Below are 12508 nucleotides of genomic sequence, written 5' to 3'. Positions count from 1 at the left end.
TGCAGGAACCGTTAAGCTCAGCTGTACGATCGGGGCATGCTCGACGTCCGCCGCATGCAGGTACTCCGCGCCGTGATCACCAGCGGGTCGATCACCGCCGCGGCCCGCAACCTCGGCTACACGCCGTCCGCGATCAGCCAGCAGCTCTCGGCGCTGGAACGCGAAGCCGGCACCGAACTGCTCGAACGCGTCGGCCGCGGCGTCCGGCCGACCCCGGCGGGCGCACTGCTGTCCGAGCACGCCGAGACGCTGAGCGCCGAGCTCGCGAAGGCTGAGGCCGCGCTCACCGAGCTCAAGGAGGGCCGCATCGGCCGCGTCGCCATCCGCTACTTCGCGACGGCCGGCGCGTCCCTGGTTCCGCCCGCCATCGCCGCGGTCCGCCGCGAGCACCCCGGCGTCCGCCTGGACCTCAAGCTGGTCGAGCCCGACGACCCGATGATGGACGTCGAAGCGGGCAACGCCGACGTCGCGATCACCGTCTTCCCGCGCACGAGGCCGCCCGGCAAGGGCGTCGAGCTCGTCCACCTGCTCGACGACCCGTACCGGGCCGTGCTGCCGAAGACCCACCCGCTCGCCCGCAAGCGCGTCCTCGACCTGACGGAGTTCGCCGAGGAGCCGTGGGTCGGCGTCGACGGCCTGCCGGGCGTCTGCCGCGACATCCTCGACAGCGCCTGCGCGTCCGCCGGGTTCGCGCCGAACGTCGTGGTCGAATCCGAGGACTACCAGACGGCGCAAGGGTTCGTCGCCGCCGGCATCGGCGTCGGACTCATCCCGGAGCTGGGGCTCGGCGCGCAGCACCCCGGCGTCGTCGTCCGCAAGATCCGCAACCCCGAGCCGTTCCGCGCGATCCACGCCGCGGTCGCGTCCCGGGCGTGGGGCCACCCGGCCGTCCGCACGCTGCTCGAAGCCATGCGCGCGGCGACCGCCAAGGTGGCCTAGACGAAGAACAGCTCCGAAACGAGGATGCCGACCAGCACCGCCGCGAGGATCGCGGCCACCGTGATAAGCGTCTTCTTCGACACCGGCAGGTTCCACGCCTGCTGCTGCGCCGGGGACCGCGGCCCCGGTGCGGGCGGCGGCGCGTACTGCGTCGCCTGCGGGACGGGCTGCATCCGCTGGGTCTCCTCGGCCGGGGAGTAGCCAGGCGGGGCGACCGGGATCTGCTGCTGGAACTGCGGTCCCGACGGCGGCATCGGCGGTCCCGCGGGCGCCAGCCCCGGGTTGAAGGGCGGTGCCGGCCGCGGCGGGAGCCCGGGCGCGGTCGGCGGGATGAACGCCGTCTCGCGGCCTTCGGTGATCGCGCTCAGCGAACGGACGGTGTCCGCCATCGTCGGCCGGGTCGTCGGGTCCGAGCGCAGCATCTTGCGGAGCGCGGCGGTCAGCACGCCCGCGTTCTGCGCGGCCCGCTCGGACGACTGCCCGTCGTCCCCGAACGGCGGTACACCCTCGACGGACGTGTACAGCGTCGCGCCGAGGGAGAAGACGTCGGCGGCCGGCGTCGGCGGCAGCCCGCGCGCGACCTCAGGTGCCACGTACGCCGCGTGGGGCCCGCCGCCGCTGATGCCGATGTCGGTGAGCTTCACGCCGCCGTCGTCGGCCAGCAGGACCGTGCCCGGCTCGAGCGTGCGGTGCACGAACCCGGCCGCGTGGATCGCCGTCAGGGCGTTGCCGAGCTGGATCCCCAGGTGCGCCGCCTGGTCGGGGGTGAGCCTGCCGTGCTCGGCGAGGAACGTCGCCATGCTGCGCGACGGGATGTACTCCATCACCAGCCAGACGTCCTGGCCGTCGGGCAGCACGTCGAACACCTTGATGGCGGACGGGTGCTCGATGCGGGCGGCGTCCTTGCCCTCCTGCATGGCGGCGGCGCGCGCCTGCTCGGCGCGGTCGCCGGCGCCGACGGGGAGGTACATCCGCTTCATGGCGACCGTGCGGAACAGCCGCGTGTCGAACGCCAGCCACACGATGCCCGCGCGGCCACGGCCGATCGGCTGGTCCAGCCGGAACCGGCCGCCGACGATGGTTCCTTCAGAACTCAAGCGAATTCCTCGATCATCCGGTCTGCTGTGACGGGGTCGTCGTCGTCACCGGAATAGATGTCGTCGGCGGGGTGTCGCTGCTCGTATCCGGCGCGCTCGACTTCGGTGTCGTCTTCGGCGTCGTGGTCTTCTCCGGCTCGGTGGCCCGCGACGTGGTCCGCTTCGCCGTTGACGGCGTCTCCGAGGGGGTCGTCAGATCCACCGTGGTGGTCGGCTGGTCCGTCGTCGACGGCAGCGACTCCGACGTCGCGACGGGCGCGGGCTTGCTGCTCGACACCGGCGCGGCAGGCGCCTGCGGGTTGTTCGGGCTCAGCAGCCAGACGGCCAGCGCGACCAGGCCGACGACCACGACACCGCCGATGATCGCCGGGCGCTTCCACGCGCCGGGCCGGTCGTCGTCGTCCTCCGGGGCGGTCTGCGGACGCGGTCGCGGCGGGGGCGGCGGGGCCGGCTCGTCGTCGTAGTCGTCGTACGAGTCGTCCGCGTACGGGCCCTGTTCGTGCGGGGGCACCGGCACCGCGCGGGTCGCGGCGAGGCCGGGAGGGACGCCGCCGGCGTACTGCCGACGCTCGTCCGGGTAGCGGTCGTACCCGTCGTAGTCGTCTTCCGGGTAGCCGGTGCCCTCCGGGTAGTCGTCCTCGTCGTAGTACGGCACGGCCTGGGTCGGGGCCTGGCCACCGTCGAGCAGGCTGCCGGAGTGGCCGGCCGGGACCTCGTCGAACATCTGGGTCGCGTTCGGGTCCGCGACGGCGGCCGCGCCGAGCACGCCCGCGGACGGCGCCAGCATCGTCTCGTCGGCCGGGCCGCCGAGCGGCAGCTCGCCCCGGGCGACGGCCGCCAGCAGCTCTTCGCACTCTTCGGCGGTCGGCCGGTGCTCGATGTCCGGGTGCAGCAGCACGGCCAGCACGCTGGCCAGCGGGCCGGACTGGCGCGGCGGGTTGATCTGCCCGGCCGCGACCGCGTGCAGCAGGCTGAGCGTGTTCTCCGACAGCCCGAACGGCGGCTGCCCCTCGCACGCCGCGTACAGCGTCGAGCCGAGGGAGAAGACGTCGGACTCCGGCCCGGGCTCGCCGCCGATGGCGACCTCGGGGGCCAGGTAGGCGGGGGTGCCGGCGATCATCCCGGTCTTGGTGACCGTCACGTCGTCCTTGGCACGGGAGATGCCGAAGTCGGTGATCTTCACGACGCCGTTGCCGCCGAGCAGGATGTTGCCCGGCTTGATGTCGCGGTGGACGATGCCGACCGCGTGCGCCTCGCGCAGCGCCGCGGCGACCTGGGCGCCGATGCGCGCCACCTCGGTCGGCGGCAGCGTGCGGCGTTCCTGCAGCACCGCGGCCAGGCTGGTGGAGTTGAGGTACTCCATGATCAGGCACGGCTGCCCGTTGTCGTCGGTGACGACGTCGAAGACGGAGATCGCGTTCGGGTGGTGCAGCCGGGCGGCGATCCGGCCCTCGCGCATGGTGCGCTGCCGGGCGTCCTCGGCGTCGTGCTCGTCCAGGTGCGGCTGGAGCAGGAGCTGCTTGATGGCCACCGTGCGGCCCAGGACTTCGTCGTGCGCCTGCCAGACGGCCCCCATCGCGCCCGTGCCGATCCGGCCGACGATGCGGTATCGATCGGCGACCAGGCGACCCTCGTCGCTCACGCGACCTCCCTTTGGGCTCCGACTTCACCAGGGCGTGAGGATCGGTGCCTGGTGACGCGGCCACGCGCACGCCGCTTCGCTGGAGCGTATGCACATGTCGTGGGCTGTGTGCCGACTCTCCCGAGATCGGCCCGTGACAAGGCTAGGCGCTCACTCTGCGCACACGAATCCGGTACAGGCACTTGAACCGCGGGTGAAGGGGTGATCGCCGAGGGCTACATGTACTGGGCCGAGACGAGCTCGGCTTCGGTGATCAACCCGCCCGTGTCGGCGACCCGGAACAGCTGGGTCACGCGCACCAGGGCGCCGTCCGGCCGGTGGAGCGTCGCGACCGCGAGGATCGAGCCGTCCGGCTTGATCTGCGTGTCGGCCTCCTGGACGTCGATGGCGTCCATCGAGCTCCAGGTGCGGACCAGTTCGCCCGCCGCGCCGTCGGCCAGCGAAGGGCTCAGCAGCGCCAGCGCGCCCGCCGAGTTCCGCGCGATGGCGGCGTAGAAGTCCTTGACGGCCTGGATCTTCCGGCTCGCGCTGCGCGCGTCGGCGGCCGCGTCCGGCACGGCTTGCGCGGTGGGCTGGTTGACCTGGCTCCGCGGGCTGCCGCCGGTCGACTCCTCGGCCGACGGCGCGCCACCGGAGTGGGTGCCCGGCTCGGGCGCGGGGGGCTGCTCGGGCGCGCCGCCCCCGGCCTGGTGCTGCGGGACGGCCAGGCCGCCGAGCTCCGCGGCGCCGCTGAAGCCGGCGGGCGTGGACTGGCCGCCGTCGGACGCCGCGCGGTGCGCGCTGGTCAGCATCGGCGCGGCGACCACCGCGCCGGCGACGAGCGCCCCGGCGGCCACGAGTCCGGCCAGCTTGGCCCGGCGGGAGAAGCGGCTCTCCGGGTCGCCGCCGTCGTCGTCCTGCGCCGGCTCGGCGGCGGGTTCCGGGCGTGGCGGCAGGAACTTCTGCGGGTCGCGGAAGACCTGCTCGAGATGGTCGCGATCGGCGTCGCCGACGCCGTCGAGAATCTCGGCCGGGATCACGTCCTCGACGCGGACGGCGTTGGGTACCTCACGCCGTGTGCGCTGCCGATCAAGCACGAAAGTCCTCGCTCTGGGGTTCCGGGGACGGTCGCTCGGCCGTTCGGCCGGGCTCCCGTTGGTCCGGATGGTCGGCTCGTGGCCGGTTCCGGACCCGCTGTCGTCAGGTAACCCTGTGCGGACGGGCATCACCAGGCTCTGTCGCCGGAATGCCGTCGCGATACGACGAGCGGCATCGTATGTCACCCACCCGGACCAGGGGTAACCGCTCGGCGCACCGCACGTGCATCGGAACGGGCGAACCGCACGTGCAGGGTTCGTTACTGGCCGTCAGCCGTGATCTTGTCGCCGTCCCCGAACGTCAGCGTGCGCTCCTCGATCGTCTTGGACCCGTCGGTGTGGGTGATCTCGACGGTGTTCACCGTGACGCCGCGCTGCTGGTCGATGCTGATCTTCCGGACCTCGAAGTAGGCGATGCCGGCGTACCGCTCGGCGAGGGCCTGCGGGCCCTGGTCGTGCAGGTCGCCGGTGGTCACCGCCGACGCCGCGGCGGGGTCGGTGGTGACGGTGTTGAAGAACTTCTCCGAGTTGTCGCCCATGGTCTGGGCGTCGGGCGGGAAGGAGTACCACCACGGGGGCTTGACCGGGGTCTCGCGCTCGGCGGGCGTCACCGGGGGCTTCTGCGGCCGCCCGCTGGGCGTGGCCGTGCCGGACGTTTCGGGCCCGGCGGTGCTGCCGACGGCCGGCGGCGGGGCGACGCCGTCGACGGGCCCGGCGCCACCGCCGCCGGTCCGCCCGGCCGGGACGTCCCGCGAGGGCGTGCTGTCGTCCGGGCCCGACGCGGAACCGCCCTGCCGGGACGGCGGCTCCTCGCCGCCGGTCGGGTCGATGACGGTCGGCGCGCCCTGGTAGCCCGGCCACGCGCCCTGCACGGCCTGGTCCGTCGTCGGCTTCCCGACCAGGTACGACCCGGCGAAGAGCAGCCCGACGACCACCGCGCCGGACGCGCCGGTGGCGAACCAGGCCGCCTTCTTCCACGTCTTGGGCGGGGTCACCGACGCGGGCACCGACCCGATGGTGAAGCCGCCGAGCCCGTCGATCGGGGGCGCCGCGTAGATGCGGACGTCGTCGTCCTCCGGGTCCGTGCCGCGCGGCTGCGGGCTGGCCAGCGAGACGCGGGTGCGCCGGGCGGCCTGGTCGGTGCGGGACTCGGGGGGTGCGATCGGCTCGACGTCGTCGTCCAGCGGGAGGCTGCCGTGCGCCGCGGGGAACAGCGGCGGCGCGGGCCGCCGGTCGCGGGGCTGGGGCAGCGACGGCTGGGGGAGCGGGAGGGACCCGGACACGGGTGGGTCGACCGGGGCCGCGTGGCGCCGTTCGGCGCGGTTCTGGGGCAGCGGGGGCGTCCAGCCGCCCGTGCCGCCGAGCCGGTGCCGCCCGGGATGCGCGGGCGCGCTGCCGCGTCCGTGGAACTCCGTGCCGTGGGTCATGTGAGCTCGACCACCCGGCGGTCCGCTCCTGACGCCGTCCGGCGGCAGGAGGACCCGATCGGAGCATCCTCACGAGCGGGTTCGCGTTCGGAATCCTGCGCAGATGCACGCGCATGCGAGACTGGGCGCGCGGGGCCGGTGCCCCCGCGCGTCCTCCGGGCTCCGCCCGACCCAGACGCAAGGGTCCTCACGGCGTCAACCCTAGGAGCATCCGGCGTAGAAAGTCGCCCCCAAACCTGCAAGTTGCACAGGTTTCACTCGGTCGGGCGCGACCGAAAGGGGGAAGGTGACGCAGCGAATTCTCACGCAGCGCCATCGCTCCAGCTCAGGAGATTTCAGCCCCCGGTGCGGTAACGGTCGCGAGTGGACTGAAGCGCCTTCGTCGCCACCACACCGCTACCCGCCGCGACGAGAATCGCCACGACGTCGAGCGTCGGTCCGCCGGCCGTGAGCAACCAGGCGAACAGCGACGCGGCGGTGGTACCGCCGGCAACGGCCCATCGGCTGCGCACGTACTGCGCGACCGGCGCGCCGCCGGCCCGCTTACCCGCCGCGTTGTTCAGCATTGCCAGGTACCCCACATGGCCCAGCGCGGCCAGCACGCTCGCGAGCGCGACGATGACGGCGATGAGGTTCACGAGCCAGTCCATGACCCCAGTCTGCCCGCAGCCGGGTCGCCGGTGCCTCCGGGAAGACCCGGAATTCGGGCAACCGTTACCGGCCGAGCCTGCCCCGGCCGAGGTTCAGCAGCGCCATCGCCAGCTGGCGGCCTTCCGGGCCGAGCTCGCGGTAGCGCGCGAGCACGTCCATCTCGCGGTTGTAGACGATCCGCGTGCCGCCGGCGGCCATCCGCGCGGCCCCGATCGTCTTGGACACCTCGACCCGGCGTTTCACCAGCCGCAGGATTTCCTTGTCCAGCCAGTCGATCTCCTGCCGGAGCGACGCGATGTCGTCCCCGGCGGGGGTGTGCTCGGCGGGCTGGCCGTCGGCGTTCGTCGCTTGTGCGTTCATCGGGACCTCTCCCTCGGTGCCCGGACCCGGCCCCTGGGACGGCGACAGCCCCGGGTCCGTGGACTCCGGGGCTGGCGTGATGGCGGTTCGGGCACTACGCGATCACGGGAGCCGGAGTCCGGGTCCCGTAGAAAAATCGCTCTGCGTGGTGCCGCATGGCTTCAGTATGGCACAACGGAGCCGGAGCGTTCCCGGACCGAGCGCACCCTCGCATGAACGAAGAGGCTCACCGCGAGCCAGAACATCGGGACCGCGGGCCAGAAGAACCCGGCGCCCAGCACCACCCAGCGGACGATCGCCACCACCGCGATCGCCACCACGACGGCGAAGTGCAGGCGCAGCGCCGGGTGCCGCCGCAGCGCGGCCCGGCTGAGCGGGAAGCCGGGCCGGGGCGGCGCGGGCCGCGGCAGGTCGGCGGTGAGCTCGGTCAGCTCGTCGGTGAATCGCGCTCGGTAGACGTCGGCGAGGCGCTCTTCGACCTCTTCGAGGGTGAGCCGGCCTTCGGAGCCGGCGGTCTGGACGGCGGTGGCGACGCGTTCGCGGTCGGCGTCGGCGGCCCGGATGCGGGTGGTGCGGTTGTCTTCCATGCCAACCGATGCTCCGCGCGGCCGGCCCGCCGCGCGTCGGACGTCAGGCGACATCTCCCGCTACGCCTGCCGCGGTAGCCCACCCGCCCGGGGTAGCGTGGACAGACGATGGACACCCTCTTCGATCTCCCCGCCGAGACCCCCGCGCGCAAGCCCGCTTCCGGCGGGCAGGCCGATCTGCTCGACGACCTCAACCCGGCCCAGCGCGAAGCCGTCACCCACACCGGTGGCCCGCTGCTGGTGGTGGCGGGCGCCGGATCGGGCAAGACCCGGGTGCTGACCCGCCGGATCGCCTACCTGCTCGGGCAACGCCGCGTGCACCCCGGCGAAGTCATGGCGATCACGTTCACCAACAAGGCGGCCGCGGAGATGCGCGAGCGCGTCGCCGCGCTCGTCGGCAGGCGCGCGAACGCCATGTGGGTGTCGACGTTCCACTCGATGTGCGTGCGGATCCTGCGCCGCGAGGCCAAGACGCTCGAGATGTCGTCGAACTTCTCCATCTACGACTCCGACGACACGAAGCGGCTCATCACGCTCGTGGCGCGGGACCTCGACATCGACCCCAAGCGCTACGCCGCGCGCACGCTCGCCGTGCACATCTCGAACCTGAAGAACGAGCTGACCGACCCGGACACCGCGGCGGCGAACGCGGCCAACGACCTCGAGCGCCGCGTCGCCGAGGTCTACGTCGAGTACCAGCGGCGGCTGAACCAGGCCAACGCCTTCGACTTCGACGACCTCATCATGCGCACGGTCTCGCTGCTGCAGGCGTTCCCGGACGTCGCCGAGTACTACCGGCGGCGGTTCCGCCACGTGCTGGTCGACGAGTACCAGGACACGAACCACGCGCAGTACACCCTGGTCCGCGAGCTGGCCGGGACCGCGCCGAACGAGTCGGGCGTCGAGCCGGCCGAGCTGGTCGTCGTCGGTGACGCGGACCAGTCGATCTACGCCTTCCGCGGCGCGACGATCCGCAACATCGAGGAGTTCGAGCGGGACTTCCCGAACGCGCACACGATCCTGCTGGAGCAGAACTACCGCTCCACGCAGACGATCCTGTCCGCGGCGAACGCCGTCATCGAGCGGAACCCGAACCGCCGCGCGAAGCGGCTGTGGACGGATTCGGGCGACGGCGAGAAGATCGTCGGCTACGTCGCGGACAACGACCACGACGAAGCCGCGTTCGTCGCGGGAGAAATCGACTCGCTGGCGGAGAAGGGCGAAGCCGACTACTCCGACGTCGCCGTCTTCTACCGCACCAACAACCAGTCCCGCGTCTTCGAAGAGATCTTCATCCGGCTCGGCCTGCCGTACAAGGTCGTCGGCGGTGTGCGGTTCTACGAGCGGCGCGAAGTCCGCGACATGATCGCGTACCTGCGCGTGCTGGCGAACGCGGACGACACGGTCAGCCTGCGGCGCGTGCTGAACGTGCCCAAGCGCGGCATCGGCGACCGCGCCGAAGCCGTCGTGGCGACGCACGCCGAGCGCGAGCGGATCTCGTTCGCGCAGGCGCTGCGGGACGCCGCTGACGGCAAGGTGGCGCTGCTGAACCCGCGCTCGGTCAAGGCGATCGGCGGGTTCGTGGCGATGCTCGACGAGCTGGGCGTGCTGATCACCGACGGCGCCGAGGTGCACGACGTCCTCGAAGCCGTGCTGGAGAAGACCGGCTACCGCGTCGAGCTCGAGGAGTCGGACGACCCGCAGGACCACACGCGCGTGGAGAACCTGGACGAGCTCATCACCGTCGCGCGCGAGTTCACCGAGATCACCGCCGAGGTCGTCGCGGACGAGAACGCCGAGCTGGTCGTCGAGCCCGGGGTGCCGGCGCCGGGCTCGCTGCCCGCGTTCCTCGAGCGCGTGTCGCTGGTGGCGGACGCCGACTCGGTGCCGTCGCCCGACGGCGGCGAGGAAGGCGACGGCGGCGCGGGCGTGGTCACGCTGATGACCGTGCACACCGCGAAGGGCCTGGAGTACCCGGTGGTGTTCTGCACCGGCTGGGAGGACGGCGTCTTCCCGCACATGCGCGCGCTGGGCGACCCGACCGAGCTGGCGGAGGAGCGGCGGCTGGCGTACGTCGCGATCACGCGGGCGCGGCAGCGGCTGTACGTCTCGCGCGCGATCACGCGGTCGGCTTGGGGCCAGCCGTCGATGAACCCGGCGTCGCGGTTCCTCGACGAGCTGCCGGGCGACCTCGTCGACTGGCGGCGGCTGGAGCCGTCGAGCGGTGGGTTCGGCTCCTTCGGCGGCGGTTCCCGCGGTACTCCGCGGGCGGCGACCACGTGGGGCGGCAGGCGGTCCGCGTCGTCGACTTCGTCGGGCACGCCGTCGTTCGGCAAGGGGTGGAAAGACACGGTGGCGTTGAAGCTGGACGTCGGCGACCGCGTCAGCCACGACAAGTACGGCCTGGGCACGGTGATCTCGTGCGACGGCGTGGGCCCCCGCGCCACCGCGACGATCGACTTCGGCGCGGCGGGCAAGGTCCGCCTGATGCTGATCGGCAGCGTCCCGATGGTGAAGCTGTAACACCCGTCCGAGTGAACCCGGCGGCGATCCCGGAGATCGCCGCCGAAATCGTCGTACCCCGCCGGTAGAACTGACCCCGTCATCGAACACGAGTTCGACGGAGGGGGAGCCCGGTGTGGACGCGGTGCTGTTTGGCCTGCTGGCCGAAGGGGTACAGAAATACCTGCGAGGAGTCCTGGGGTCGGCGGTTCCGGATCGGGGTCCGGGCCCTTCGGGGGCTTCAGGAATTCCTTCGCGTGCGGGAGCGGAGGCGTGCCGGCTGGCCGCCGCCTGGCGAGCGCTGCTCAGGCAGCACGAGCTCGGAGCGGACGGCCGATGTGTCACCTGCGGCCGGGGACGCCGCTGGACGACGCGTCGTGCCGCGCGTGTCCGCTCCGCGGGGGGCGCAGGAGAGCGGGTGGCCTGGGGCTGGCTGCCGGTGCGGCGCTCCGCGGAGCTGTGCACGGTGTGGCAGGTCGCGCTGGCGTACTTCATCCGCCGGTTGCCGGGCGGGCAGCGATAGCCGGTTGCGGGCCCTGAGGCGCTTTTTGGCGGCCTTGGCGGGGTCGAAGGTGGTCTCCGGGTGCCCTGAGAGCCGTGGAGCGGCCTGGAGGGCTTCCGGCTCGCGTGCGTCCGTGGCCGGTTGCGCGCGCCGGGGCGGGGATCCGTCGCTTGTGGACTGTGCGCCCGGGCTCGAGGTGCCGGGTGTGGGCCAGGGCAGTCGCTGCTCTCGCGAGTCGGGTTCGTCGCGATGTGCCGGGGGTCCGTGTGCTTGCGGCCTCGGACTGCCGCGATGTCCCGGCCGGAGCGGATGTCCACTCGCCTGAGGGGCGTCGTCGGCCCTCAGTGGCGGATCATGGCTCTACGGCGGGGTTTCCCGGTGCGGCGGCCACCCTCGTGGGTAACGAGCCGTCGTGCGGTGTCGGCTGGCGCGGACGTTTGGCTTCGTCCGCCCTCGGCGACGAACGCCTCTGCAGCGGGGGTTCCGGTGCGATGGCCGTCCTGGTGAGCAGCCGGTGTGGAGCGAGCCGATCAGACGATGACGCCGCGCGCGGCCAGCCACGGGCGGGGGTCGATCTTCTTGGTGCCGTTCTGCCACACCTCGAAGTGCAGGTGCGGGCCGGTGGTCTGGCCGCGGTTGCCGATCTCGGCGATCTGCTCGCCGCACTTGACCTTCTGGCCCTCCTTGACGGAGAAGCTGTTCATGTGGCCGTAGACCTGGATCGTGCCGTCGTCGAGCTGGATCCGGACCCAGAGGCCGAAGCCGCTGGCAGGGCCGGCCTCGATCACGGTGCCGTCGGAGGCGGAGTAGATCGGGGTGCCGATCGCGTTGGCGATGTCGATGCCGAGGTGGCTCGTGCCCCACCGGGCGCCGAAGCCCGAGGTGAAGGTGCCGTGGGCCGGCAGGCAGGTCTTGGGGCGCGAGGCTTCTTCGGCGGCCTTCTTGGCGGCGTCGGCTTCGCGCTGTTCACGGGCCTGGGTGACGGAGGCGCTGTCGGAGAGCTTCGCGGCCTCGGCGGAGGCGTCGACGGCGTGGCCGGTCGGCAGGAGCTCGAGGGCGCCCCCGGAGCCCGCACCTCCCGAGGTGAAGGAGGCGCTGGCGTCCTGGCTGTTGGCCAGGGGCGTCACGCCGGCGTCGGAGTCGGTGACTGTCTTGAGCGTCGAGCCCGCGGCGGCGGCAGCGAACGCGCCGGCCGCGACGGCGGCGACCACGACACGGCCGCGAAGGGCCGAGGAGGGCGGGGCGATGCGGTGCGCACCCCGGACACGAACGACCGCACCTTCGAGTGCGTCCTTCAGTGCCGGGGAAGGAGCTTGGCCGCCGGGGGAGCGGTGTGAAGCCAAGACAGGGCCTTCCATCGTCGGGGAGCCGGGTCGAGGACTGTGGGCGGGGGGACCCGGTGAGCCAACCTCGGGGGTGGTTCGCTCGTCGTCCTACTTCGTGACCTGACTGTAATGGGGACCGGGGGACGATAACGAAGGGGCACCGCTGTAGGCAAGATCTGCCCCCGTGGTCGGCCGATCGGGTGGCGCGGATCTGGCGTCCACCTGTGTCAATTACCCAAAGTTAGAGAGGGTTTACTGCATTGGTTGTGACTTGCCTTACAGGCCTTGCGGACAGCCATGGACCTACAGATCGGCCGTAGGGCTCGAAGGCCCGGAATAAGGGTTTGCCAGGGGATGTTTACGTCTTTTCGACGCCCGAGCCCGCCTCGCCGAACCTTGG

Annotated in this window: 10 protein-coding genes; 2 read left to right on the top strand and 8 right to left on the bottom strand. The window is 72.4% G+C overall.

What is annotated here, in order from left to right:
- Positions 1 to 36: 36 nt before the first annotated feature.
- Positions 37 to 939 (top strand): LysR family transcriptional regulator, encoded by a 903-nt coding sequence (locus OG738_RS07335; protein ID WP_329052327.1) that lies wholly within the window; start codon positions 37 to 39, stop codon positions 937 to 939.
- Here the strand turns inward: OG738_RS07335 and OG738_RS07330 are convergent.
- The 7 genes from OG738_RS07330 to OG738_RS07300 all read right to left on the bottom strand — a co-directional run bounded on the left by OG738_RS07330 (position 936) and on the right by OG738_RS07300 (position 7779).
- Positions 936 to 2036 carry a serine/threonine-protein kinase gene (locus OG738_RS07330; protein ID WP_329052324.1) on the bottom strand — a complete coding sequence of 367 codons (1101 nt, stop codon included), beginning with the start codon at positions 2034 to 2036 and terminating at the stop codon, positions 936 to 938. The genes OG738_RS07335 and OG738_RS07330 overlap by 4 nt on opposite strands.
- A 13-nt stretch (positions 2037 to 2049) precedes the next feature.
- Positions 2050 to 3678 carry a serine/threonine-protein kinase gene (locus OG738_RS07325; protein WP_329052322.1) on the bottom strand — a complete coding sequence of 543 codons (1629 nt, stop codon included), beginning with the start codon at positions 3676 to 3678 and terminating at the stop codon, positions 2050 to 2052.
- Positions 3679 to 3893: 215 nt separating this feature from the next.
- Positions 3894 to 4754 carry a hypothetical protein gene (locus OG738_RS07320; protein ID WP_329052320.1) on the bottom strand — a complete coding sequence of 287 codons (861 nt, stop codon included), beginning with the start codon at positions 4752 to 4754 and terminating at the stop codon, positions 3894 to 3896.
- A 260-nt stretch (positions 4755 to 5014) separates the two neighbouring features.
- Positions 5015 to 6181: a hypothetical protein gene (locus tag OG738_RS07315; protein ID WP_329052317.1), complete on the bottom strand. Its 1167-nt coding sequence runs from the start codon at positions 6179 to 6181 to the stop codon at positions 5015 to 5017.
- 335 nt (positions 6182 to 6516) lie between these two features.
- Complete coding sequence (locus tag OG738_RS07310; protein ID WP_329052315.1) at positions 6517 to 6831, bottom strand: hypothetical protein; 315 nt, start codon at positions 6829 to 6831, stop codon at positions 6517 to 6519.
- Between the two features lie 64 nt (positions 6832 to 6895).
- Positions 6896 to 7192 (bottom strand): chorismate mutase, encoded by a 297-nt coding sequence (locus OG738_RS07305; RefSeq protein WP_328445366.1) that lies wholly within the window; start codon positions 7190 to 7192, stop codon positions 6896 to 6898.
- A 161-nt stretch (positions 7193 to 7353) separates the two neighbouring features.
- Entirely contained in the window at positions 7354 to 7779 is a 426-nt protein-coding gene (locus OG738_RS07300; protein ID WP_329052312.1) for a DUF1707 SHOCT-like domain-containing protein, read from the bottom strand.
- 108 nt (positions 7780 to 7887) lie between these two features.
- Between OG738_RS07300 and pcrA the strand changes: the two genes are divergently transcribed.
- Positions 7888 to 10302: a DNA helicase PcrA gene (gene pcrA / locus OG738_RS07295; protein ID WP_329052311.1), complete on the top strand. Its 2415-nt coding sequence runs from the start codon at positions 7888 to 7890 to the stop codon at positions 10300 to 10302.
- 1011 nt (positions 10303 to 11313) lie between these two features.
- Here the strand turns inward: pcrA and OG738_RS07290 are convergent.
- Positions 11314 to 11994 (bottom strand): M23 family metallopeptidase, encoded by a 681-nt coding sequence (locus OG738_RS07290; RefSeq protein WP_329052309.1) that lies wholly within the window; start codon positions 11992 to 11994, stop codon positions 11314 to 11316.
- Positions 11995 to 12508 lie beyond the last annotated feature (514 nt).

The organism is Amycolatopsis sp. NBC_01488, assembly GCF_036227105.1.
In the GTDB taxonomy this organism is placed as follows: Bacteria; Actinomycetota; Actinomycetes; order Mycobacteriales; family Pseudonocardiaceae; genus Amycolatopsis.
The sequence above is the reverse complement of the archived record's forward strand: the minus strand, read 5'-3'. Positions and strand labels throughout refer to the sequence as shown.

What these genes read in the sequence shown, in the direction of transcription:
- OG738_RS07315 (WP_329052317.1), bottom strand. Translation starts at nt 6,181, where the DNA reads ATGACCCACGGCACGGAGTTCCACGGACGCGGCAGCGCGCCCGCGCAT.
- OG738_RS07335 (WP_329052327.1), top strand. Translation starts at nt 37, where the DNA reads ATGCTCGACGTCCGCCGCATGCAGGTACTCCGCGCCGTGATCACCAGC.
- OG738_RS07300 (WP_329052312.1), bottom strand. Translation starts at nt 7,779, where the DNA reads ATGGAAGACAACCGCACCACCCGCATCCGGGCCGCCGACGCCGACCGC.
- OG738_RS07310 (WP_329052315.1), bottom strand. Translation starts at nt 6,831, where the DNA reads ATGGACTGGCTCGTGAACCTCATCGCCGTCATCGTCGCGCTCGCGAGC.
- OG738_RS07305 (WP_328445366.1), bottom strand. Translation starts at nt 7,192, where the DNA reads ATGAACGCACAAGCGACGAACGCCGACGGCCAGCCCGCCGAGCACACC.
- pcrA (WP_329052311.1), top strand. Translation starts at nt 7,888, where the DNA reads ATGGACACCCTCTTCGATCTCCCCGCCGAGACCCCCGCGCGCAAGCCC.